The 25,060-nt window shown below is 36.2% G+C and carries 27 protein-coding genes; 20 read left to right on the top strand and 7 right to left on the bottom strand.

The window, feature by feature from the left end; all coding sequences use genetic code 11:
• Window positions 1-181 precede the first annotated feature (181 nt).
• Window positions 182-853 (top strand): response regulator transcription factor, encoded by a 672-nt coding sequence (locus X953_RS19190; RefSeq protein WP_052350151.1) that lies wholly within the window; start codon window positions 182-184, stop codon window positions 851-853.
• A 137-nt stretch (window positions 854-990) separates the two neighbouring features.
• Here X953_RS19190 and X953_RS14730 read toward each other — a convergent pair whose 3' ends face one another.
• On the bottom strand, window positions 991-1,239 hold the full coding sequence (locus tag X953_RS14730; protein ID WP_040956266.1) for a hypothetical protein: 249 nt from the start codon (window positions 1,237-1,239) through the stop codon (window positions 991-993).
• Window positions 1,240-1,545: 306 nt separating this feature from the next.
• Between X953_RS14730 and X953_RS14725 the strand changes: the two genes are divergently transcribed.
• The 5 genes from X953_RS14725 (at window position 1,546) to X953_RS14705 (ending at window position 5,778) form a co-directional block, all read left to right on the top strand.
• The gene (locus tag X953_RS14725) at window positions 1,546-2,244 is read left to right on the top strand and encodes an EAL domain-containing protein (protein WP_052350150.1); all 699 of its coding nucleotides are present in this window, start codon (window positions 1,546-1,548) and stop codon (window positions 2,242-2,244) included.
• 204 nt (window positions 2,245-2,448) lie between these two features.
• Window positions 2,449-3,222: a hypothetical protein gene (locus tag X953_RS14720; protein WP_040956265.1), complete on the top strand. Its 774-nt coding sequence runs from the start codon at window positions 2,449-2,451 to the stop codon at window positions 3,220-3,222.
• A complete protein-coding gene (locus X953_RS14715; RefSeq protein WP_040956264.1) occupies window positions 3,219-4,520 on the top strand; it encodes a glycosyltransferase in 1,302 nt (433 codons plus the stop codon). The genes X953_RS14720 and X953_RS14715 overlap by 4 nt, the downstream gene beginning before the upstream one ends.
• A 35-nt stretch (window positions 4,521-4,555) precedes the next feature.
• Window positions 4,556-5,347, top strand: coding sequence for an SDR family oxidoreductase (locus tag X953_RS14710; RefSeq protein ID WP_040956263.1), 792 nt, complete (start codon window positions 4,556-4,558; stop codon window positions 5,345-5,347).
• A 62-nt stretch (window positions 5,348-5,409) separates the two neighbouring features.
• A complete protein-coding gene (locus X953_RS14705) occupies window positions 5,410-5,778 on the top strand; it encodes a YbgA family protein (RefSeq protein WP_040956262.1) in 369 nt (122 codons plus the stop codon).
• A 152-nt stretch (window positions 5,779-5,930) separates the two neighbouring features.
• On the opposite strand, the gene X953_RS14700 is transcribed toward X953_RS14705, so the two are convergent.
• From X953_RS14700 to X953_RS14675, 6 genes are all read right to left on the bottom strand, one after another.
• Window positions 5,931-6,767, bottom strand: coding sequence for a YitT family protein (locus X953_RS14700; RefSeq protein WP_040956261.1), 837 nt, complete (start codon window positions 6,765-6,767; stop codon window positions 5,931-5,933).
• Window positions 6,768-7,088: 321 nt separating this feature from the next.
• Window positions 7,089-7,889: a hypothetical protein gene (locus tag X953_RS14695; RefSeq protein ID WP_040956260.1), complete on the bottom strand. Its 801-nt coding sequence runs from the start codon at window positions 7,887-7,889 to the stop codon at window positions 7,089-7,091.
• 30 nt (window positions 7,890-7,919) lie between these two features.
• Entirely contained in the window at window positions 7,920-8,549 is a 630-nt protein-coding gene (locus X953_RS14690; RefSeq protein WP_040956259.1) for a hypothetical protein, read from the bottom strand.
• 24 nt (window positions 8,550-8,573) lie between these two features.
• The gene (locus X953_RS14685) at window positions 8,574-10,166 is read right to left on the bottom strand and encodes a T7SS effector LXG polymorphic toxin (RefSeq protein ID WP_040956258.1); all 1,593 of its coding nucleotides are present in this window, start codon (window positions 10,164-10,166) and stop codon (window positions 8,574-8,576) included.
• 32 nt (window positions 10,167-10,198) lie between these two features.
• On the bottom strand, window positions 10,199-10,483 hold the full coding sequence (locus X953_RS14680; protein ID WP_040956257.1) for a YwqI/YxiC family protein: 285 nt from the start codon (window positions 10,481-10,483) through the stop codon (window positions 10,199-10,201).
• Between the two features lie 6 nt (window positions 10,484-10,489).
• Window positions 10,490-10,882, bottom strand: coding sequence for a DUF5082 family protein (locus X953_RS14675; protein ID WP_040956256.1), 393 nt, complete (start codon window positions 10,880-10,882; stop codon window positions 10,490-10,492).
• A gap of 417 nt (window positions 10,883-11,299) precedes the next feature.
• Between X953_RS14675 and X953_RS14670 the strand changes: the two genes are divergently transcribed.
• From X953_RS14670 to X953_RS14605, 14 genes are all read left to right on the top strand, one after another.
• Entirely contained in the window at window positions 11,300-11,944 is a 645-nt protein-coding gene (locus tag X953_RS14670; protein WP_040956255.1) for a DUF443 family protein, read from the top strand.
• Window positions 11,945-12,628 carry a DUF443 family protein gene (locus X953_RS14665; protein WP_040956254.1) on the top strand — a complete coding sequence of 228 codons (684 nt, stop codon included), beginning with the start codon at window positions 11,945-11,947 and terminating at the stop codon, window positions 12,626-12,628.
• 200 nt (window positions 12,629-12,828) lie between these two features.
• On the top strand, window positions 12,829-13,029 hold the full coding sequence (locus tag X953_RS14660; protein WP_040956253.1) for a YjfB family protein: 201 nt from the start codon (window positions 12,829-12,831) through the stop codon (window positions 13,027-13,029).
• Between the two features lie 112 nt (window positions 13,030-13,141).
• Window positions 13,142-13,663, top strand: coding sequence for a cupin domain-containing protein (locus tag X953_RS14655; protein ID WP_040956252.1), 522 nt, complete (start codon window positions 13,142-13,144; stop codon window positions 13,661-13,663).
• A 207-nt stretch (window positions 13,664-13,870) separates the two neighbouring features.
• Window positions 13,871-14,800 carry an alpha/beta hydrolase gene (locus X953_RS14650; RefSeq protein WP_040957148.1) on the top strand — a complete coding sequence of 310 codons (930 nt, stop codon included), beginning with the start codon at window positions 13,871-13,873 and terminating at the stop codon, window positions 14,798-14,800.
• 188 nt (window positions 14,801-14,988) lie between these two features.
• Complete coding sequence (locus X953_RS14645; protein WP_040956251.1) at window positions 14,989-16,014, top strand: sialic acid TRAP transporter substrate-binding protein SiaP; 1,026 nt, start codon at window positions 14,989-14,991, stop codon at window positions 16,012-16,014.
• Window positions 16,015-16,033: 19 nt separating this feature from the next.
• Window positions 16,034-16,501: a TRAP transporter small permease gene (locus X953_RS20270; RefSeq protein ID WP_040956250.1), complete on the top strand. Its 468-nt coding sequence runs from the start codon at window positions 16,034-16,036 to the stop codon at window positions 16,499-16,501.
• Window positions 16,502-17,782: a TRAP transporter large permease gene (locus tag X953_RS14635; protein ID WP_019379144.1), complete on the top strand. Its 1,281-nt coding sequence runs from the start codon at window positions 16,502-16,504 to the stop codon at window positions 17,780-17,782.
• 145 nt (window positions 17,783-17,927) lie between these two features.
• On the top strand, window positions 17,928-18,776 hold the full coding sequence (locus tag X953_RS14630) for a MurR/RpiR family transcriptional regulator (protein ID WP_040956249.1): 849 nt from the start codon (window positions 17,928-17,930) through the stop codon (window positions 18,774-18,776).
• Between the two features lie 159 nt (window positions 18,777-18,935).
• A complete protein-coding gene (locus X953_RS14625) occupies window positions 18,936-19,619 on the top strand; it encodes an N-acetylmannosamine-6-phosphate 2-epimerase (protein WP_040956248.1) in 684 nt (227 codons plus the stop codon).
• 1 nt (window position 19,620) lies between these two features.
• Window positions 19,621-20,487, top strand: a complete 867-nt coding sequence (locus X953_RS14620) for an N-acetylneuraminate lyase (protein WP_040956247.1) — start codon at window positions 19,621-19,623, stop codon at window positions 20,485-20,487.
• 297 nt (window positions 20,488-20,784) lie between these two features.
• Window positions 20,785-21,681, top strand: a complete 897-nt coding sequence (locus tag X953_RS14615; protein WP_040956246.1) for an ROK family protein — start codon at window positions 20,785-20,787, stop codon at window positions 21,679-21,681.
• 289 nt (window positions 21,682-21,970) lie between these two features.
• Window positions 21,971-23,161 carry a coenzyme F420-0:L-glutamate ligase gene (locus X953_RS14610; RefSeq protein ID WP_040956245.1) on the top strand — a complete coding sequence of 397 codons (1,191 nt, stop codon included), beginning with the start codon at window positions 21,971-21,973 and terminating at the stop codon, window positions 23,159-23,161.
• Between the two features lie 266 nt (window positions 23,162-23,427).
• Window positions 23,428-25,014, top strand: a complete 1,587-nt coding sequence (locus tag X953_RS14605) for an L-lactate permease (protein ID WP_040956244.1) — start codon at window positions 23,428-23,430, stop codon at window positions 25,012-25,014.
• Window positions 25,015-25,060: the final 46 nt, after the last annotated feature.

Below are 25,060 nucleotides of genomic sequence, written 5' to 3'. Positions count from 1 at the left end.
GAAAAAAGAGGTAACTGTTAAAGGGGTATTCATGAATAATAAAACGTCAATTATGATGATAGAATAACCACTTTTTCCTGTTATAAAATAAATATAGGAAATTTGGCTTATATATTTTTGTAATGAGCCGATATATATAGCAAACAATATGAAATAAAAATAAGAGAGAGCTGGCGCAGCGATGAATATATTGTATGTATCAAATACGATTTTCCCCCATGAAATAATAAAAGTTTTAGAAGAAAACCCACTTGTTGACTTGGTGAAATTTACAGGAATCAAGCAACCAAACAATGAAGAACTGCGTGTTTTTCAACCGAAACTCATGCTTCTAGATATGGATGGTTTGCACTTTCAAGAAGCTGACAAAATAATTCAGGAAGCGAAGGAGTACTGGAAGGAAATACGCACATTCCTTTTAATAGCCCCTTTTTCGTCAGATGATTTGCATGATATCCTGCTCATTAATACAGATAGTATTTTGGTTCAAACGAACGAGATCGCTGAGACAATAAATGAAGCAATCAACACGAACCTGCCTGACCAATTTATTTTTCCAGCTACATTTACGAAGAAGCTGGTAGATCTTCTACAGGAAAAAAAGGAATGGAATATGGAATTATTTCAGTACCGCTTATACGCCCATCAGATTGAATTATCACCAAGACAAATAGAGGTGGCTTATTTGTTGAAAAAAGGACTTCGTAATAAGGAAATAGCTGAACTTCTTCGTTTGTCAGAAGGCACAGTTAAAATCCATGTTAGTCAAATTTATCAAAAGCTAAAGATGAAAGGACGCAAGCGTGTTATTCTTTTTTTAAATGAAATTATGATAAAAGAGAGGGAGGTGTAGTCTAATGTTGTGGAGCGTGTATAGAGGGGAGGTCCTAAACGATCTCGTCTTTTCTTATTAATGTAAGCGTCTACCCAGAAAGGAAAAACTCTTTATTTCCAGTGAAAAATATATCAGACGTAGGGATGTCTTGCTATTCATGCCTGCAGAATCTCCAATTCAGCGCCATATGTGCTTAATCGATATTTCTCTTCTCCAATTCTCTCAACGAACCCTTTTTCCACTAGACCATCTATATATCTATGTATAACTAATTGATCATCTGGATCTTTACTAATTAAATCCACAGTTACCAATCTACCGCGATTTTTGCGTAGATTGACAAGGATACTCACTTCGAATAAATTAAGATTATTTTGCTTCCGTAGTTCTCTACCGATTTTCATTTGGATTCCTCCCTTTTCTCAAAATACTTTAATTATAATGTAAAAGCGTGTTCTCTTATTTACTATTACACAAATATATAACTATGTGGTAATTATGTATGTATTTACCATAACATTGGCGCTTGTGTTGTATTAAAATGTTTTAGCATATGGAGTAATAGGGAAACAATTAATGTATGTGTAGAATATTTGTCCGAAATTATAGCCCACTATTTATCTAGTTTATCGAAGTAATAAGGAACATGACAAGCTAAGGTAATTGAAGGGAAATTAGATTAAAAGTCAAAAAGGATACTAGGTGATTTGATGTTTCAAACGATGAATGGGGAGAAGGATAGACTAGATTTCCATCATGTATTTCAACCAATATGCGCGTTAAATGAGTTTAAGATCTACGGGTATGAAGCATTACTTAGACCAAAAAACTTTGATAATCCTGAACTACATTTTATTGACGCAAAAAAGAATAACTATTTGTTTGAGCTTGATATGACTTCCATCTATAGAGCTTGTTTACAATACAAACGGTTATCAAATAAAGAGGAATTGTTCGTAAATATATGCCCATCCACCATTATTTCTTCCAGGTTCCCTGAAATGATGAATGAAATTATCGAAGACACGACTATTTCTCCGCAGAGTACTATATTGGAAATTAGTGAAGCAGAGAAAAAGGAAGATTTGGGTCTTTTAACAGAGTGGGTAAATGACTTGAAAAATCGGGGATTTGCAATCGCATTAGATGATATTGGAAGAGGAGATTCCACATTAGAAGCTATTATTGAATTGGATCCGGATATTCTTAAATTTGATCGTTTCTTTGCTCGTGGTATTGTATCCTTTCAAAAGAAACGGGAATATATGCGAAGAATCGTTGAAATCTTTGGAAAGGATAAATTAATCGTGTTGGAAGGGATTGAGACAGGAGAAGAATTGAAGGCAGCAAACGATGTTGGGATTACCCACGGGCAAGGTTATTTTTTAGGTAAACCAAAAGCATTTTAAATAACTTAAGTATACATCCTAAAGCTTCTTTTGATCTTATTGGACCATGGATTGGTTTTTTTGTCAAACTATATTCAGAATATTGCTTATAGGTCCATTTACACCTTTGTTCTTTACCCTTAATTCCCATGGAAGAAGGAAAGGGGCTATGATATACTGCCTTAATATACTCGTTTTTATCAATTTTGTAAGGAGTGTGCATAAATGGATCGTATAAACAAATTAAGTATGGCGGCATTCGTGTGGATTGGCACATTTTTGCTACTGTTTTATATTACACAACCTATCATTTCACCACTTTATTTAGTTATAATTTCGATTATTCCTTTTGTTGTTTTTATAAATCTAAAAGATAAATTGGCGTTTTTAGTTTTCATAAGCTTTATATTGGTTAGCTCCTTTGCCTTGCTAACTTATGCTTTTCAGCAAGCATGGGAGACTCCGGTACAATTGTTATCTGTAGGTATACATGCTGTGGTTGTTGCTCATATTGGAACAGTTTACGTTTTAACAAGATGGATAAAAACACTAGCCATAGAAAACCGGCAATTGCAAAAACGAGTAAATGAGCTTGCAGAATACATTGCCAATACAAGAGTACTTTCTCTTAGAGAATTTAATAAACAAAAAGAATTAATTAAAAATGCAATGGTGCGGAGAAAAGAAACAGGTTATCTGCTAACACTTCGAATGAATAAGTGGGCAAGGAGAGTGAAAAAGTCAGGAATGGATCTATTGGCAGAAAGTGTATACGCTTCTGTCAGGGAACATTTTGACGTTGTTGGTAAACAGGACAAGGACACCATTTTAATTCTTCTTCAGAACACAGGGGAAGAGGGTCTACATATTGTAAAAGAACGTATTAACAGCCGCTTGGAGGATGTCTTTACAACAGAGATTATTAGTAAGATAGAATGGGATAAAGAGATGATCGGGTATGAGAGACAGGTAGCTGTGAAAGAAGGGGATTCTCAATGAAAAAATGGCTATTTACAGCTTCTTTTATTGGGCTTCTTATATTTGTAGGAGTAAGCTTTTATTTCGAAATCATTTCCTTTCGTGGCATTTTATTATTTATTACTGGTTTATTTATTGTCCTATTACTCTATTATTCGGTACTTGCTCTAGCCGGATTATATTACCGTTCAAAACGAAAGAGTAATGTGTCAACCCTGGAATACTATCCGAGTGTTGACATATTGATTCCAGCACATAATGAAGGAATTGTATTGGAGCAGACCTTGGAAGCTATGGTAAGGATCAGGTATCCAGGAAGACTAACGATATATGTGCTTAACGATAATTCAAGTGATGACACCGCAGATATCGCTGATGACTTTGAACAAACCTATCAGCGTGTTCGTCATATTCGCGTACCTGCAGGAGAGCCTAAAGGAAAATCTCGTGTACTAAATCATGGCCTGGAAATCTCCGATGGAACCTATTTTTGTGTTTACGATGCAGATAACCAACCAGAACCTGATGCTCTAATCCAACTGGTTGAAATGGCAGAAAATTATCCGAATGCAGGCGGTGCTGTCGGACATGTTCGAACGATGAACGAAGAGAAAAATTTGCTAACCCGGATGATTTCCATAGAGTTTCAAGTGTTTCAGCTGTTAATGCAAGCCGGAAGATGGCAGCTTTTTAAAACAGGCTCTTTGACGGGGACGAATATGCTTGTAAAAAGATCAGTCATTGAAGATCTTGGAGGCTATGATCCATACGCAATTGCAGAAGATGCGGAACTAACATTACGGATAACAAGACAAGGAATGTTCTTGCCAATTGTGCCACATTCCATTACCTGGGAGCAGGAACCGGAAACGATGCCTGTTTATATTAAACAACGGACCAGGTGGCTGCTTGGAAATCTTTATATTGTAGAAAAAACATTGCTGGAGCCGGGATACTTTAAAGGGAAGCTGCTCGTTCATTCTCTGCATCAATTAATGGTCTACGTTATTTTCTGGATATTTTTAGTTATTTCTTATATTTGGTTTGTTCTCGGTGTATTTGGCTATTTTCATGTGATTATTACCATTCCTCTTATGGTTATTTGGTACATCGCTTATGTTGTGTATACCATTCAACTGCTGAGTGCTCAATCAGCGGAAAATACCTTTACACCACAAAACATTCTGGTCAGTTTTATCATGTACTTTACGTATGCTCAGTTATTTTCTTACCTGTTCGTAAAAAGTACGTTTATGTATATGAAAGCGAAAAGAGAAAAACGGGTTATAGGTTGGGATAAAACAACTCGATTTAAGTAATGCAAGTAATTATAAAATGAAGGAGAGCGGTTGATATGGATTTACAGCTTAAAGGAAAATCTGTCATTGTAACTGCAGGAAGTAAAGGACTTGGAAAAGCAATGGCTAAGCAATTTGCTTCAGAAGGTGCGCACGTTGTGATCGCCAGCCGTAATGAGGAAAATTTAAAAAGAGCCATAACTGAAATCAATTCGGAGACAGGGAATTCCCATGTTAATTATGTTATTTGTGATCTAACCAAGCCGGAAGACATAAAAAATCTTGTTTTGAGAGTAGAAGAACTTCATGGTAGCATTGATGTTTTAGTAAATAATACCGGAGGGCCGCCTGCTGGAGATTTTGATAGTATGACTGATGAAGATTGGCAATACGCTTTTGAGCTGAACGTTCTTAGTTTTGTGCGAACGATTCGGGCGGTACTTCCAATCATGCGAAAGAATAGGACAGGGCGTATTGTTAATATTGCCTCCTCCTCTATAAAGCAGCCTATTGATAACCTCATTCTTTCAAACACGTTTCGTCCAGGGATTGCAGGACTGTCCAAAAGCTTGTCACAGGAATTGGGACAGGATAATATTTTAATAAATACAATTGGTCCTGGCAGAATAGCTACTGACAGAGTAGCACACTTAGATCAATTGATTGCAGAAAAAACAGGGAAAAGCTATGAAGAAGTTCGAAGTGGGGCTGAACAGGCGATACCTTTAGGCCGATTAGGTACGCCAGAGGAATTTGCCAAAATGGCTATTTTCCTTTGTTCCGGTGCAAATACGTACATTACCGGTCAGTCCTTTCTGGTTGATGGCGGAATGATTAAAACAATTTAATGGGTAAAGAATCTATGCGACGTTTACATGTAACTTGTTCAAATAAGTGGGGGCGAAGACCTATGTCCAGTAGAGCTGTCACAGAAAAATTATGGAGCCAGGAGAAATATCGCGTTATGTTCCATAGCCAACGGTATTATAATCATATTAGGGAGGCGCTCAAACAAGATTCCTCCCTTGAAGAAATTAAAAGATTAATAGATGAAGCTATTCACGTCCAGCCAACTAAGGGATCTGTAATTAATACGTATCAGCATATGTGGGGATATTTTAAAAAATATGCTACAAGGGAAGAAAAAATTGCTTTTCAAGAAAAGCTTGAACAATTTCAGAATGAAGTGTCGGATAAGCAGGAACTAGTCATGTTTATCAGATTGCTCGCTGAGAAGTATCAAGTAGATTATTTGCTGAATAGTACCTTGCTAAATTAGAGGATGGTTCTACAAAAGAGGAGGTATCAGCACTAAGTAAGGGAAATCTTCCTTAGGCTGAGCGCATCGTCAGTAAGAATTCCATGTTTGCGATTATATTTCCAACGAACGAAAAGCAGTGGAAAGGAAGATAAATTCCTTTCCACTGCTTTTTACTTTTTCCCCCATGAGAAGCTTCCGCCAAATACGTCACGGACATCGTGGATAACAACAAAGGCTTTATCATCAACGGAATGAATGATTCGCTTTAACTTCATCAGCTGGTATTTATTAATAATAATATAAGACATATCTGCTTCTTTTTTTAAATATCCCCCATACCCTTTAAATACTGTTGCACTCGTATCCATCTGACGAATGACTTCATCCGTAATTTCAGGGGCTTGTGTCGAAATGACACTGACAGCCTTTCGTGGATCAAGCCCTTCAATTATGAGATCAGATGCTTTCTTTCCAATAAATAAAAGAATGATCGTATACATTGTATTTAGAGTTCCGATAATAAACAGTCCTGATAATACAACAACTGCATCAAATGCAAAATTTGTTCTTGTTAAATCCCAACCAAGCGTGTGATGGAACATACGTGCAATGACACTTGTCCCACCCATAGAACTACCTGTTCGAAAAATAAGCCCTGTACCTATCCCACCGAAAAACCCGGCGAAGATTGCAGAAACAAGTGGATCACCTAATGGCTCGATGTTGTTTTCCGTAATAAAAATAAATAAAGATATAAGAGGTGCAGCAAGTACAGTTAAAAAAATATTACGTCTTGGCAGCACACGGTAACCAATTAAAATAACGATTGTAGCTAATATGAAATTTACGATACCTGGGGACCATCCAAACGCATAGTGGAGGATAACTGATATACCGGTTAGGCCCCCGTCACCAAGATTATTTGGGATAATTAAAAACGTGACGGATAACGCATAAGCCAGTGCTCCAAGCGTAATAAATATAATATCTCTAAATATATTTCCCATCCCAAAGCTCCTTGTCCATATAATAATTAGGAATAAAATGCTCACCTAAATCGCATTTTTCCCTATTTATAAAATATAAAACGCGTGGAGAGAGATTGTTTAGTAGGGGAGGGGAGTTGATTTGGGGAACACCATCAGTCTTATTAAAGAGTATAAATTTTAAAATTAACTACTTGTTAAATTAACATTTCAGTTCTTGAAGAAATAATACAACAAGGATTAATTCATGGCGATAAACTTTTGAGACGCGGGTAGATTTATACACTATATAAAAAGCCACAGAAATATCTGTGGCAAACTACATGTTTTGACAATATAATTTTACTGAGAAATTCCAAAAAAAGCATAGATTGCATGCTGAACTCCTTCGAAATATGTATTTACGGGAACAGGCTGCATCATAACATGCTGGTTCTTTTCTAGTCCTTCATAATCCATATGCCAGATACAATGATCTCCAGGAACAAAGAATTGCACATTATCAAATTCAGAGTGGTCTTTTACATAATTTGTTTCCATAAACGATATATTATTAAATTCTTGTCCATTCCTCAGAAAATCAGAAGCAAAGTGACGTATCGAAGCTGGTTGATTAAGATCATCTGCCATAGCCTGAACTACAGGAGCAGGAGATGTGTGGAACTCGTCAACAAGTTGTTCAGAGAGTTGCAAGGGCTGCCAACCGTTCATTACCCTATCAGTATTCGGCATATCATAGTGAGTCCGTAGTAGATCACTAAGCTTATCAGCTTTATCTGAAAAGGAAAAACGGTGTTCGGCTTCTTTAATTTGTTGAACAAGTATATTATCTTTGTTTAAAAAATGAATAATTAACACTTTACGTGTTTGCATATTAATAGAACGGATCTTTTTCTTGGCATGGACAAGCAAATATAGGAGATCCTCTAATCCTCGAGCAACACCTGCTTTTTGATTAGAATCCCAATAGCCCTTTTGAGTTAAAGAGGTTTCTGTTTCTTGTACGAAACGGGAAAACTGCTCTTCGCCATTAACTAAGCCGTGGTCATTAATTATCTGACTAGCGATACTCTCATATCCACAAAGGGACAAGGATGCAGCTAATTCATTAACTGTTAATTTGATTACACCGGTTGCTGACATAATAATCTCCATCCTTCCTATAAGTAATTTTTAATCACCAAAAATCATATTAACTCCAAATAACTGCCAGATCAGTAATAGGACAAAAATTACTGCTAATAACTTGTTTATCACTAACGGCACAGAACGCAATAATTGCTGAGTGTGGTAATTAATTCCAGTCGTAAATATAGCTATGTACTTATAAAAGTAATCCATCTTTGTATTGCATTTATCAAATACATTGGCTTCATATAAAGCTATGGTTAATGGATGAAAGATAACTGAGAATGCCGCAACCATGAAGTTAGTTGTAATAGCAAGAAAGACAACGGTACTTGGAAAAGCAACACCGGCTCCCAAAAATAGAAGGGAGAATAATAATACAGCTGTAATCGCACTCACTAAACCAATCCATTCATTTCTGCTATTTCTAAAATGGTAAGTAAATTTATTCTCCGTTTTACGGAAACCAGCGATTATTGCTAACAGAACAAGGAAGGCTTGAGGGAATAACATAAATATATAAATATAATCAGCACCATCCCAGTCCCAACTTTTGTAATTAATGAGAAATAACAATAAAACTATGCCGAGAATGCAGTTTGCTTTTAGAAAGAAAAAAAAACTTTTGAAAACAGAGAAAGCCGCTTTCTTTTTTTTGTTTAAATGCTTCTTCATATTTATACCCCAATTCTATAGTTCTCAATTAAAAATGCCAGACAGAAATTTTGTTGAATCAGAAATAAAGTCTCCTACTTCTTCTGTCAACTTTTTTGTGGTATTAATAACCGCTTCTTTACTATCTTGGTAGCGATCACCAATCCATCCACCAACTTCCTCTCCTACTTCTTTTATATTTTCTTCTATTAAAATTGACCCTACTATACTTATCCCAGCACCAACAGCTCCACCAACTATAGTGCCTATACCTGGAGCGATAGCAGTACCAATAAGGGCCCCGGTCGTTGTAAGGCCGGCAGCACCTATATCCAAACCAAGACCTGCTACAAATCTACCAGTCTTTTCTGAGCCTGAAAGGTTTTTGTTTTCATCTTTAATAAACTCGGTAGTATTAAAGCCGATAGATAAAGCCATTCCTACATAAGGAACTCTCTTTAATAAATTCTTAGCTTTACTAGCATCGGTTACTTGTTCTGCAGTCTTCTTCCAATCTACTTTCATACTATAGTCCTTTAAGCTATTTTTATCGAGCACAAGAACATTAGAATAATTGTTGGCAACTTTTCCAAAACTGAGTTTTGTTGTGCCTGGTTTCATTCCAATTAGTTGTTTAAGAACACCACTGGGGGCGTTGTTATACTTGGATAGGTATTTCCTTAAAGGGTTGGCCGAAGCAGGGTCACCTTGTTTTAATAGTTTATGAATATTTTCTGCTAACTTTGAGCCATATTTACCATTTACCTTTTTCCATTTTGAAGAAGCGGTAACAACAAAATTACCTTTTCCATCTTTCGTCATTTCAAGCATGTTACTATTCATAATTTGAAAAGCGATAGCTCCTTTTGCGACTCCGTATGCCTTAGAAGCATTACCCATACTACCTATCCAATTAGCAACTTCACCTTGTATCGTGCTGTCTCCTTGCTCAATGGAAAGTTTTGTAGCATTTTCTATCATCTTCTCAATCATATCCGATTCAGAATAATAGGTTTCTATTTCCTTTAGTTGTTTATCAGTCAAAAATACGCCACTATTCGTCCAGGTCTTTATTTTGCTGGTAAACTTTGCAACTTCATTTATAGACTCCTCCGAATTTTCGAGACTTGCGGTATTTACTTCATCAAGTGTCCCCAACTTGTTTACGGTACTATCACACTTCTCTCTAGCATTGGCTATCTCTTGATTGAAAAAATAAGAAGATACAGATCCAGCACCTGCAATGTCGCTAACTAGATTATACTCATTATTAATACTTTCAATAAGTGTACTAGACATATCCTCTAACTGGTTTAATTTCGTTTTAACTGTTGTTTCAATAAATTCAGTTTGAATAAATGCGTCATTATTTTCAAAAGCATCCACTGAATTTTTAATCTCTTTTAACGCACTTATATATTCTTCAAGAAATAGATTGAATAGAATTACTGCATTCAGATGCAATGTTACAAAGTGATCTCTTATGGCATCTCCGCCTTCACCTTCTAAAGCACTATCCAAATTTATAAAACTGTTAATTGCATCCCTTAAAGCAAGTATTTGCTCTTTTTCGGTTTCTTTATTTTGAATGAGCTGATTCAATCCATCCTTTACTTCGGATATTTTAATCGCCTTCATTTCTCCCGCTCCTTGCTTATTATCAGTTATCTTTAATCTATTCTCTGTGGCCCCATTTGACCTGCTAATTGTTCATCCTTCTCTACATATGTTTGAATACTCGACTCTATATCTTTTTCCACATGAAGTAAGGCAGATTTATATTGCTTTATTGCTGCGTAATAACTTTCTTCGACTGATTGGATTTTATCTATGAAGTTTACAGTTGATTGGGAGAATTCTGGTTGTGGGTTAGTCGTATCCAATTCCTGTGTACGCTCATTTAATCGTTGCAATACAGGGGAAACGACTGATTGGTTCACTTTAATTTCTGGCATTAGTAACTAACCTCCATCATTTTGTTGTAGAAAACGTATCTCGTTTCTTTTAGATATGATTGTACTACTTAATTGGTCATTAGAATTTTCTAATACAGCTATTTTAGAAGAGATATTATCAAGAAGTGTTTCAATTTGTGATTGTAGAATATTAGTAAATTGATTTCCAACTTCCTCTCTTATTTCCAAAAACTCTGTTGCATATTTACCCTGCCATGTATCATTACTTAGGTTCGGTTCAGTAACAAGGGTTTTCTTCGACCCAAGTTCTTTTTGATCAGCAATTATATTCGTTTGTGCTTTTTTTAATTTCGCAATATCAGCATTATTATTGGTGATTTGACTATTTAAAGCATGAATTCCATTAGTTAATAAAAGAATCTGATATGAATGATCCATTTCTACTACTCCTCATAATAAATAATGGTAAATTTTACTTCCATATGAGTATATACAAAATGGATAATTTAAGAAATAAGTTTTAAATGAATTGATGCTTTATATCTAGTATAAAATACTTGGATATTGTGGGGTTTTTAAATAATTAGTCGTTAATACCTAATTAAGCAATGTGTAAAAAAGAACGAACTTTCATAATTCTATACTAGGACTGTTCATCAATCCGATAAGAATCATAAATGAAAATCATAGGATATTCAGGGGATATAGTTAAGTGAAGGGAGACGCTTGGTATTTTATACATTAGAAAATCGCTCATCCTAATGTTAATATCTCAAATTATATGATACATTAATCAAAATAGTAGGTTACTATAGTTGTTATAATTATTTTTGTTTACTGAGGATGATTTAGTTAATGCGCGGTGATATAAAAGGAGTATACAAAAATCCAAGATACCGGATTTTGAGCATGAACAATAGTAGTTATATTATCGATGTTGGACACTCATTATGGAAAATTTTATTTCCGTTTGTATATTGGTTTCTGCCTCATACGGCATATAAAATTGAAGATTATCAAATTGTTGAAAAACTAATTAGCCCATCTGTTAAACCGAGCAATACGCGACCTATATTCGGAACTGGAATATCTATTTTGATTGCTAGCTTAATCACTCCCTTTATCAACTTTTTTGATATACCTACATCTTTGACGTTTAATATTTCAGTCATTGTATTCCTGTTGATTGTTAGTTTTATTTTTTTATCTTATTTGAACAAGATGTTCCAGCGTCATTTAAACTCGAAAGTAAATATAAACGAATTTCAAAAGAGCAAACTATTAGTAAGGCCGAAGTCTTTAAAATATATAATTAAATTCCTATTCAGTTATTTTTTTATTTTATTGTTTATCGTAATGGGGAGCTCGATCTATTTGATCCACGGAAATGCATTGGTGTTGGTAATTACTTTATTTTTGTTAGCCTTTTTATTTTTAATAAGCTTATTAGCTATTCCTGTAGGAAAAGTAATCTCACATTCAATACACAAGGAGAATTAAATGTTTCATAGACAAAAGAAGGGTAATGCACAAACCGTGAATTGTGAGGTTGAATTTGTAAATAAAAATATGAGATATAATTTGCTTACAATTAATGGGGAAACATACATTTTTGATAAAGATCGTTCTTTCTGGGTGTTTTTCTTTCCATTTGCTATTTGGTTGACCTCACACTATGTTTTTAGAATAGACGACAAAAGTAAAATAGATCAACTTAAAAATCCTAAAGATTCTCAATCTAAATCAAGGTTATTTAGTTTTCTTGGAGTTGGCGTATCCATACTTCTGGCTAATTTACTAAGACCACTAATGGACTATTTTAATATACAAATAACACCACTGTTTACTTATTCAATTCTTTTATTTGCTTTTTTTATAATCATTTCAATTAGAAAGTATTTAGGTAAAATAAACAAAAAAAGTTTATGCAATATAACTGAGATAGAGAATATAAAAATGGAAAAAATTAGAATTAGACCAAAGTCTATTAAACATTTTCTTAAGTTTATATTTGGCTACTTATTTATTTTAGCGTTCAATATTCTTAGTGTTGCACTGTTTATTGAATTTGGAAATATAATGGTATTGTTGTTTTTTATGATCTTTGCACTCGTTCTATTCATTTTTAATATTGCTACCGTCGTACCCGGGAGAACGAAGGTTAAATTTTTAAATGATTACTAGTCAAATACGTGTAAACTTGCATAGCAGCAATTTACTCCACTTAACTTGAAGAATCTTGCTATCTAAAAAAGAAATAGGAAAAAATATCTTCCCGCTTAATTCTATAATACCTTTACATAAATAAAAATTAGCCGATAATAACAACAATTGCTCCACACTAGTACAATAATTTAAAAACAACAAAAAGGAGGTAAGCTAAAATGGATGTTGCGTTAATGTCGATGGCTCTTAGTCAAGGTAAAGTACAACAACAAGCCTCTTTGTCTGTAATGAAAATGGCTATGGGAGATGCAAAGCAAGAGGGAGCAGCAATGCGAGAATTACTTGGTACAACAGATGCATCAACCATTCAACGTGCTGCTCAGCCGCATATAGGTGGTAATGTAGATATAAAAGGATAGGAAATTTAAAATAGCAGCCACTAAAAGGCTGCTATTTTTGTTCGTGATGAGTGAAATTAACGATAAATAGGATTAGTATTTTAGTTAAAGATAATACAAAGGAGAGTGTATCATGAATAAACGAGAAGCTGCGTATTACATTTCCAAGCTTGGCCTGGAAGCCCATCCTGAAGGAGGATATTATAAAAGCACCTATGAGTCGGAGGAGGCGATTTCCGATAAGGAACTAACCGTTAACTTTGAAGAACAACGTAAACTGTATACGAGCATTTATTTTCTGCTTACCTCTGAAGATGTGTCCCATTTTCATCGGTTGAAGTCTGATGAGTTGTGGTATTTTCATGCAGGTAGTCCCTTAACCATTCATATGATTAAGCGAGATGGGCAATATGAGGAGGTAAAGCTTGGGTTAAATCTTGAAGATGGTGAAATTCCACAAGTGGTAGTTCCTAAAGGCACTATTTTTGGTTCGTCTGTTATGGAGAAGCATACTTATTCACTTGTTGGTTGTATGGTGTCACCTGGATTTGATTTTCAGGATTTTGAGTTATTTACTCAGGAACAATTGTTATCCAATTATCCTCAGCATAAAGAAATTATTAAAAAGTTGGCATATGAGCATATACCGGAATAAATGGCTGGATGGAGAACAAGCGGCAACATGCTTGTTCTTTTTCTTCAAATCTCACTTAAATGAAGGAGAGGAGACCTATATACTCCTTCTGTAAGCTATCAGTCTTTTATAAAAGTGTAATTGACAGTAAGTTATCAAATTGATAGACTGCTTTTTAAACCAGTCCTTTTCTAAAAATATTAAATTCAAAAAGGGGAAAAGAAAATGATAGAAGAGCGGGTCCATCCGGATTTAAAGAATTATTTTCAAGGATTAACAGAGAATAATATAGACAACGTGCAAGAACTGCGTGCTGGCGATGAAAGAGAAGCTGTGCCGGTACATGAAAACATAGAGATTACGAATCGATACATACAGGGAGAGAAAGAGCATGAAATCCGGTTAAGGATGTATACAAACATAGAGGCTGATCAAGGCGAAAAGCCGTGTCTTTTATGGATTCATGGTGGCGGTTACATTAGTGGTAAGCCGGAAATTAACGATCGTTTATGCCAACGATTTGTGTTAGAAGCAAATTGTACTGTGGTTTCTGTTGCCTATCGTTTAGCTCCTGAAAATCCCTATCCTGCGGCATTAAATGATTGTTATACATCATTAAAATGGATTACGGATTATGCAACAGAGTTAAAAATAAATCCTGAAAAAGTTGCCATTGCAGGAGTAAGTGCAGGCGGTGGTTTAGTTGCGGCACTATCCCTCCTGGCAAGAGATCGAAAAGGACCCAAGATAGCCTTCCAGATGCCATTGTATCCAATGGTAGATAACCGTATTGCAACATCTTCCAGTCAAGAAATTTCCGACCTGCGAATTTGGAATGGAATATTTACACAAAAGGCATGGAAACACTATTTAGGTGACTTACCAATGGAATCAATAGATATGTATGCCGTACCGATTCTTGCAGAAAATTATCGTAATCTTCCTCCAATATACACGTGTGTTGGCGACTTGGATCCATTTAAAGATGAAACATTGGATTATGTACAAAAGCTAAGTGAAGCTGGTGTGCCGGTTGAATTTCATCTGTATCCGGGTTGCTTTCATGGTTTCGAATCAATGGTACCGGAAGCAGCTATTAGCAAAAAAGCTGAAAGCGAATATATCTCTGCTTTGAGATTTGCTTTCTATAATAGATAGATCTATCAAGCTAAGCTATTTTTGTAATAATTAACAAATCTCGTTAATTATGTTTCTTTTAATTTCATGACATTTCATAATCAAATAAAAAATAATGTTGACAATTGATCATCATTAATGATAGTATGTATGTAAATTAAATGAAAGCGCTTTTAGCTGCTTTTCAAATTTCAAAGGGGGACTTATAAATGAAGAAAAGTTTACTTTACTTAGGAATTCTACTTCTAGCATTAGTAGGTTTAGCGGCCTGCTCTGATGATAGTGGAGAAGGATCAGCAGAGGGAGGAGACTCCAAAGAAAGCTATGAATTGAAATTTGGTATGGTTGCTGGTAATCAGCAAGTAGAATATAAAGCTGCTGAAAAATTAGCTGAATATGTTGATAAAGAAAGTGACGGACAATTGTCAATTAAAATCTACCCAAGTTCTCAGTTGGGTGATGACCGTGCAATGCTTGAACAACTTCAAGAAGGTACATTGGATGTGACATTGGCAGAAGCTGGACGTTTTGGAATTTGGGAACCGCGTGCATCTCTATTGGCACTTCCATACGTAGTAGATGATTTCGAACAATTGAAAGCAGCAATTAACAATACAGATTACGGCAAGAACTTATTAAAGGATTTAGAAGAAAAGCATAACTGGAAGGTTGTTGCGAGTGCATATAATGGTACACGTCAAACTACTTCCAATCGTGCAATTGAAAAGCTTGAGGACATGAAAGGTTTAAAATTACGTGTACCTGAAGCAGAAACATTGTTAGACTATGCAAAGTATACTGGCGCATCTGCGACTCCAATGGCATTTACAGAAGTATACACAGCTTTACAAACAAATGCAGTAGATGGACAGGAAAATCCATTGACTACAATCGATGCACAGAAGTTCTATGAAGTACAGGATTACCTTGCAATGACAAATCATGTTGTAAATGATAACGAGTATGTTGTGAGTACAAAAACACTTGAAAAATTACCAGAAGATTTACAAGGAATCTTAATCGACGGAATTAACATGGCAGCAGATGAGCATACAAAGATGGTTAAAAAGCAAGAAGAAGAGCTTGTTTCCAAGTTTGAGGACGAAGGTGTAACCGTTACCGAACCGGATCTAGCGCCATTTAAAGAAGCAGTATCTGAAGCATACCCGAGTTACTTGAAAGAAATCGGCGACGGAGCTGAAGATTATCTAAAACAAATTCAGGAAGCAAAATAAAAAGTTAAGGTGAAGTCTTATGAAAAAGCTTTTTGCTAACCTGGAAGAAATTATTGGAGGGTCATTATTCATCATTATGTTGATGATATTGACCCTGCAGATTTTTTCCCGGCAAATATTTGATATACCATTAACATGGTCGGAAGCATTGGCGAAATTTATTTTTGTGTATGTTGGTTATCTGTCTATCTCATTTGGGATCAAAGAAAGCAACCATGTACTCATTGATTATTTTGTCAATAAGTTTCCCCCTGTTATTCGAAATGCGATCTATTATATCTTCCAATTGGCAATCTTTGTGGCAATTGCCGTGATTGGTTATTTGGGATATATTATGGCATTGCGTAAGGTGCCTGTAGAAATCGTTTCCTTGCATATTTCCTATATGTATATGTATGCGGCTTTACCTATCATCTCAATTCTTATGCTTTATAGATTGATAGAAGTAAACGTAAAACACATCAAGAAGAAAGGGGAGGTGGAGTAAATGAGTGCAGTTGCAATTCTTATTGGTTGGCTCGTACTACTATTTCTTGGAATGCCGGTTGGATTCACGCTAATTATTGCTGCGCTCGTTTATTTCGCTACCAATGATTGGAACATGGCGTATTTCTCTGCTGCTAAGTTAATTGACAGTATTGATACGTTCTCTTTATTGGCAGTTCCTTTCTTTATTTTAACTGGTTCGTTAATGAATTCATCAGGAATTACAGAGCGTATTTTTAACTTTGCAAAGTCATTTGTCGGTCATTTTACTGGCGGATTAGGTCATGTAAATATCATGGCAAGTCTTCTTTTCTCCGGTATGTCCGGTTCCGCATTAGCAGATGCTGGTGGTATCGGTCAGTTGGAAATTAAGTCCATGCGTGATGAGAAGTATGATGATGATTATGCTGGAGGATTAACAGCTGCTTCAGCAATTATTGGACCAATTATTCCTCCAAGTATCCCGTTAATTATTTATGGTGTAGTGTCAGACCAATCCATTGCTTCTTTATTTTTAGCAGGGGTCATTCCTGGTTTAATTATGACAGCGAGCTTGATGGTTATGGCTTACTTTCTGGCAAAGAAACGTGGTTATCAAAAGGCAGAGAAAGCATCAGGAAAAGAACGATTTAATTATTTTAAGAAATCTTTTTGGGCATTACTGACACCAGTAATTATTATAGGCGGAATTTTCTCCGGCTTCTTTACACCAACAGAAGCGGCAGTAATTGCTACACTGTATGCGATGTTCCTAGGGTTCTTTGTATACAAGGAACTAACATTAAAGAAATTTTTTATCAATGTCGTAGACTCTATGCGTTTAACCGGAATTGCAGTATTAATGATTATTGGTGTGGAGTTCTTTGGCCAAATGATTGCTATTGAGCAAATTCCAATTCAAGTTGCTGATTTCTTCTTGAATGTAACATCTAATCCAATCTTGCTATTATTGCTCATTAACGTACTGCTGATATTCCTTGGTATGTTTATTGAATCCTTAGCATTATTGATCTTATTAATTCCTATTTTGGTTCCGGTTGTGGTAAGCGCAGGAATAGATCCGGTACACTTTGGAATTATTGTCATTTTAAACTTAATGATAGGTATTTTAACACCACCAATGGGTATGGCCTTGTTTGTGGTATCCAAGGTAGGGAACATTCCAATGCATGTCATTACAAGAGGAGTTATACCGTTCTTAATTCCACTTGCAGTAACCTTGCTATTACTTACACTGTTCCCGCAGCTTGTACTGTTTTTACCAAACTTACTGAATCCATAAGGGGTAAGGAGAAAAATACCTTCATGTATTTTTCTCCTTTTTTAAGGATATGGAATATTCAAGAATAGGCACTTGCGCTTTTCTATGTATGCTTTGATATACTTATAGTAATTATTAACTATTTATGGTAAAGGACGGGGATGGGATGTTAAATAAGAATGCTGTTCAGGGGAATAAACGAAAGCCAACATTAATCATGGAGCAGAACAAACCGGGTTTTACGAAATCAGAGCATAAAATATACAACTATATTAATGAAAATAAAGATGCGGTAATTTATAATTCTTTGACAGAACTATCCGAAGCAAGCGGTGTTGCGGAAGCCACTGTACTGCGTTTTTTTCGAAAACTTGGTTTTAAAGGCTTCCAGGATTTTAAATTTTTATTAGCCCAGGAACAAATAATGGTACCAAATCATGATAATGATCGGACCATCGTGGAGAAAATCCGCAGTCACATTGTTCAGGCTGTCAACGATTCTGCTGAAATGGTCGATCTGGACGTATTAAATCAATGTGTGGATATCATCGATGACAGTCAAGATGTAGTTATCATTGGTGTTGGATCTTCTGGTATAGCATGTGAGGATATGCATAATCGGTTGATGCGTATAGGTAAACATGCGGAAGTTCTGACCGATCCGCATTTTCAAGTAATGAGGGCATCGACCATGACGGCTGATACGGTGGTTATTGCGGTAAGCCTTTCAGGAAGTACGAAAGACGTGTACGATACGGTGGAAATTGCCAAAATGAACGGAGCAAAGGTGATAGCGTTAACAAACTACGTAAAATCACCGCTCACTCGCTTGTCTGATTATGTACTTTTATCCTCTGTGAAGGAAAGTCCGTTGGATAATGGTACATTGGTATCGAAAATTTCTCAGCTATACTTAATTGATTTGATTTGTACAGGGTTAACCATGAAAAATATGGATAGGGCAAAACAAATTAAAATGAAGATCAGTGAAAATGCTGCAAATAAATTATATTAAACGAACTCCTTTCGTTAACAAGAAAATATTAGTTAGTTGTCAATAATTTTGAAGATATTGACAACTAACTTTCATAAGACTACAATGACAACAGAAGAAAAAAATAGTAAGTGATCCATTTATTATGGGAAACCGAAAAGGCTACTGAGGAGTTTTTATATGGAAATACTGGAAAAAGTAAAAAATCAACTAATTGTTTCGTGTCAGGCATTGGAAGATGAACCACTGCATAGCGATTTTATTATGAGCAAGATGGCATTAGCAGCGAAGCTTGGCGGAGCTGCTGGTATTCGTGCCAACACGGTAAAAGATATTAAGGCGATTAAACAAGAGGTAGATCTTCCTATCATCGCAATCATTAAAAAGGATTATCCGAATAATGAAGTTTTTATTACACCGACGATTGAAGAGATAGATGAACTTCATCAAGAAGGTGCAGACATTATTGCTTTTGATGGGACAGATAGAGAGCGCCCGGATGGTAAAGATTTTAAGGAATTCTTTACAGAGGTTCGTGAAAAGTATCCAAATCAGTTGTTTATGGCTGATGTGTCTACATTAAAAGAAGGTGTAATGGCCGCGGAAGCAGGAGTCGATATTGTTGCAGCGACTTTAGCAGGCTATACACCTTATTCTAAGGGAACAAAGCCTGTTGAGTTAGTTCGGCAGCTTGTGGAGCATGTAGATGTTCCAGTTATCGCTGAAGGGAATTTTGACACACCTGAAAAGGCAAAAATGGCTTTAGAGGTCGGTGCACATGCAGTTGTAGTGGGAAGTGCCATTACTCGGCCTAAATGTATAACTGAAAAATTTGTCCAAGCAATTAAAGGAAGGGATGAGTAATATGAAAGGTATTTTTACAGCACTAATGTGTTCATTTGATGAGCAAGGAAATATTAACGAACAGGGACTTCGGGAAATCGTCCGCCACAACATTGATCAATCAAAGGTTGACGGATTATATGTTAATGGCAGTACGGGAGAAAACTTCCTGATTACTACGGAAATGAAGAAACGTATTTTTGAAATTGTTAAAGATGAAGCTGGAGACCAAGTGAAGCTAATTGCTCAAATAGGTTCACTTAATATTGATGAGGCAGTAGAACTTGGGAAATTTGTTACAGAGTTAAAATATGATGCTATTTCAGCTGTAACTCCTTTCTATTACAAATTTGATTTTGAAGAAATCAAAGATTATTATGAAACAATCATTAACGAAGTAAATAATGACATGATTATTTATTCCATCCCTGCATTAACTGGTGTAAATATGAGCTTAGACCAATTTGGTGAGTTACTAGCACATGATCGGATTATTGGTGTGAAGTTTACTGCACCTGATTTCTATCTATTAGAGCGTTTACGTCATGCATTCCCGGATAAATTAATCTATTCCGGATTTGATGAAATGCTACTTCCTGCAAGTGTATTAAACATTGATGGAGCAATCGGCAGCACATTTAATGTAAACGGAAAGCGAGCCCGTGAAATCTTTGAATTAGCACAACAAGGTAACATCACGGAGGCGTTGGAAATCCAACGTACAACGAATGATCTTATCAGTGCTATTCTGGCAAACGGTCTTTATCAAACAATTAAAGAAATGTTAAAGACTAAAGGTGTCGATGCAGGCTATTGTCGTAAGCCGATGAAGCAGATTTCAGCTGAAAAGGTTGCCCGTGCGAAAGAATTAGCAGAAAAATACATGTAATTATTAAGGGGGGAGGGAATTAATTTTTCCTCCTTCTTTTTTCAATTCAATTGGATGCTGCTGGCTGTAACTTTTGAAGTGGAAGGTTGGCGATCTTTCAGGGTGTGTGTCTCAAATGAGATGGGTGCTCTCTCAAATAAAGGCTTTGTGTCTCAAATGGGAGGGGTGCTCTCTCAAATAAGGGCTTTGTTTCTCAAATGAGAAGGGGGTTCTCTCAAATAAAAGTTTTGCGTCTCAAATGAGGAAGATTTCCTCTCATCTAGGAAAGTAGTTACATATTTAAAAGGAGTTAAAATCATGATTGTAATTGATATTGGTGGAACAGCAATTAAGTTTGGTGTGCTTACGAAAGATGGAGAGCTTCTATATCATGACAGTATGCCTACAGAGGCACATCAAGGTGGTATGGCGCTAGTTAAAAAAATTATTGATATTTGTGATAAACTCATGAAAAGCTGGGTGGTCTCCGGGGTGGCTATTAGTTCTGCAGGTCAGATCGATGGTATAAACGGTGTGGTTGTTCATGCAACAGATACAATCCCAGGGTATACGGGTATTTCAGTTTCCCAGCTAGTGTCAGAACATACGGGCCTGAGAGTAAGTGTCGAGAATGATGTGAATTGTACTGCAATTGGAGAGCATTGGAAGGGGGCAGCTAAAGGCTATGATGACTTTATCTGTGTAACCATTGGCACTGGTATTGGGGGCGCTCTATTTATGAATGGAAAGCTTTATACCGGTTCTAATTTTTCAGCAGGTGAATTTGGACATATAAATTTGTATAAGGATGGCAAGCCATGTACGTGTGGTAATAATGGCTGCTATGAGCGATACGCTTCTAGTGCGGCATTAGCTGAATTAGTTGCCGAATCTACAGGTAGTGAGATGTCGCTTCCACATTTCTTTCAATTGGTCAAAGAAGGGGATGCACAATGTGTAAAAGTCTTTGAAAGCTGGGTAGATGATCTGACTACTGGTCTTCAGTCACTTGTTCATATTTTTAACCCAGAATTAATCGTCATTGGTGGAGGCATTACAGGGCAGGGTGATTTCCTTTTGGATGCTATCCAGTCATCTTTGTATGATAAATTAATGCCTAACCATCGAAAACAGCTTTCCATAAAACTAGCAGAGAATGATAATAAAGCTAATCTCTTAGGAGCAGCAAAGCATTTTATGGATAAATTTGAATAGCTAAATATAGTTAGAACCTAGAAACCCATTGTTCTATGTTAAACAATGGGGTTTCTAGATTATTGGAAGTAAACGACAATAATGATGGAAATATGAGAGACGCAGCCACTCAAATGAGAGATGAGAGACCCAGCACCACAAATAAAAGCCCACCCAAAACTAAATCAAAATCTTCATACTTTAATGCCTTCCAACACCATAGAATCCTAACTTTTCCCTTTACTTCTACACTAAAAAACGCGTATAGTTATATAGTACATATGCAGTTTACATACAAGGAGAGATTTTTGTGGAAAGAGTTGTGGGAACCGTTGTTAGAGGGCTTCGTTGTCCAATTATTAATGAAGGTGATCAAATAGAAGAAATTGTCGTCGATAGTGTGTTGAAAGCATCCGAAACGGAAAAATTCGCAATACAGGAACGTGATATTGTAACGTTAACCGAATCGATTGTAGCACGCGCGCAAGGTAATTATGCTTCTGTTGAGGATATAGCAAAAGATGTTTCAACTAAATTTGGCGAAGATACAGTTGGAGTGATTTTTCCAATTTTGAGCCGAAATCGCTTCTCCAATTGCTTAACAGGTATTGCGAAGGGAGCGAAAAAGATGGTTCTTATGTTGAGCTATCCGTCTGATGAGGTAGGAAACCATCTTGTGGACTTAGATTCCTTAGACGAAAAGGGAATTAATCCGTGGACAGATGTGCTATCCGAAGATGACTTTCGTACCCATTTTGGATTTATGAAGCATACCTTCACTGGTGTAGATTATATTGAATACTATAAGTCCCTTGTAGAAGCGCAGGGAATTGAATGTGAGGTAATCTTCTCCAATAGTCCGAGGACAATCTTAGATTATACGACAAGCGTACTTGCTTGCGATATTCATACTAGAAATCGGACAAAACGTATTCTAAAAGAAAATGGTGGCAAGAAAGTCTACGGTCTTGACGATATTCTTTCAGCTCCTGTAAATGGAAGTGGCTATAATGAAGAATACGGTTTGCTCGGCTCTAATAAATCTACTGATGAAGCTGTAAAGCTTTTTCCTAGAGACTGTCAGCCAGTCGTTGAACGGATCCAGCAAATGATTTTGGAGAAGACCGGCAAGAATGTTGAAGTAATGGTTTTTGGTGACGGCGCGTTTAAGGATCCAGTTGGTAAGATTTGGGAATTAGCTGATCCAGTTGTATCTCCAGCTTATACAAAAGGACTTGACGGCAGGCCAAACGAAATTAAATTAAAGTACCTTGCAGATAATAGCTTTTCTGAGTTAAAAGGTGAAGAGCTGCAAAAGGCGATTTCCGAGTTCATTGACAATAAAGGAGAAGACCTTGTTGGTGCAATGGAGGCTCAGGGAACAACTCCTCGTAAGCTGACAGATCTTATTGGCTCACTTTCTGATCTAACTACTGGAAGTGGAGACAAAGGTACGCCAATTGTTTATATACAAGGGTACTTTGATAACTATACGAAATAAAGAATTAAATAAATTTCTTAAACTGAAAAGGATGAACATCTCTCTAAAGTGAGACGTTCATCCTTTTTTAAATGAAATTATGGCAGCAGTAAACTAATCTTACTGACAGCTAATTAATAAAGTTTCAGAAAAAGTATTGACAGAATTAAAACAATTGTATAATGTTTTATATGCAAAGTTACTCATCGGATGACCTAATGACAAGGTAAGTAATTATGAAAGCGATTCAATTCTAAGAGGAACTATTATGGAAAGTGAGGATTGGTATGTTATTACTTGTAGCATTAAGTGCCATTATTGGTCCTTTTATTTTTTTGGTGCTTTTAAAAATGTCAGCAGTAAAAGGAATGTCGCTAAGTGCAATAATTGTGATTTTATTGGCTGTCATGGTGTGGGGAATGGAAGGAATAGTGATAACAGCTTCAGTTCTACAAGGTATTCATAAAGCGTTAACAATCGTTTTTATTTTATTTGGGGCCATTGTTTTATTAAATACCTTAAAAAATACAGGAGCTGTTGACCGAATTAATGAAGGTTTTAGAGGGATTACAGGGGATATGCGAATTCAAGTTATTATTGTTGCTTTTTTATTTGGATCCTTAATTGAAGGTGCATCAGGGTTTGGAACCCCCGCAGCGGTAACAGGTCCATTAATGTATGCACTGGGTTTTAATCCGATTGCAGCAGCAGCCTTAGCATTGATTGCTGATAGTTCAGCAGTACCTTTTGGGGCGGTAGGTACTCCGGTAAATGTTGGGCTGAGTAATCTTACTGGGGCAGGACCCAGCTTTTATCATGATATTGCTATAAAGACAACAATGGTTGATCTATTCGGTGGAACGTTTATCCCTTTTATTTTGGTAATTATCTTGACCACCTTCTTTGGTAAAAAGAAAAAGTTCTCTAACTTTTTAGAGATGCTTCCTTGGACGTTAGTAATAGGGATTACATACACAGGATCTGCATTGCTTTACGCTGTTTTATTCGGTCCTGAGTTTGTTTCTATCTTTGCCTCCTTAACTGGTTTAGTTGTTGCAGCAATTACGGCTAAAAAGAAATGGTTGCTACCAAATAGCGAATGGAAGGAAGCACTTCAGGATAATTTCAAGGTTACAACAAAGAGGTCAGACATAAGTCTTTTTAGAGCATGGATGCCTTACGTGATTGTAATTGTATTATTATTAATTACTAGAGTTATACCTGCAGTAACCGAATTTACAAAGTATGCAATTGACCTTACATGGTCGAATATCTTAGGTGTAGAAGGCGTTACTTCCGGTTGGGAGCTATTATATTCACCAGGATCTATTCTTATTGTTTCTGCTATTCTAGCAACTATAGTTCAACGCAAATCAATTAAGAATTTTATTGAAGCATCTAAAGAGTCCCTTCTATCAGTGCGTAGTGCTGGGATATCACTGATTGCGACACTTGCTTTAGTGCAGGTATTTACAAATTCGGGAATAAACATGCATGATTTGATAAGTATGCCACAGTACATAGCTCAAGCACTTGCAAGTACGTTTGGTTCTATGTGGATATTTGCGGCACCGTTTTTAGGAGAGCTGGGAGCCTTTATTACTGGCAGTGCCACTGTATCAACATTAACTTTTTCACCAATCCAATTAAATATTGCTAATCAAACGGCTATTAATTCAGACATTGTACTTGCTGTTCAACTAGTCGGAGCAGCAGCAGGAAATATGATTTGTGTCCATAATGTAGTTGCAGCTTCTGCTGTAGTAGGGATGACTGGAAGGGAAGGAGATATTATAAGAAAAACTCTAGGACCGGCTATTTTGTATGGAATTTTGGCGGGGCTAGGAGGGTTCGTATTGTTATTCTTCTTTTAAAAAAGCTTCTTATTGTACAATAGAGTAAAAACACTGGAGAGATATA

This window comes from Virgibacillus sp. SK37 (assembly GCF_000725285.1).
Taxonomy (GTDB): Bacteria; Bacillota; Bacilli; order Bacillales; family Amphibacillaceae; genus Virgibacillus_Q.
This window is presented reverse-complemented; position numbering and strand designations above follow the sequence as displayed.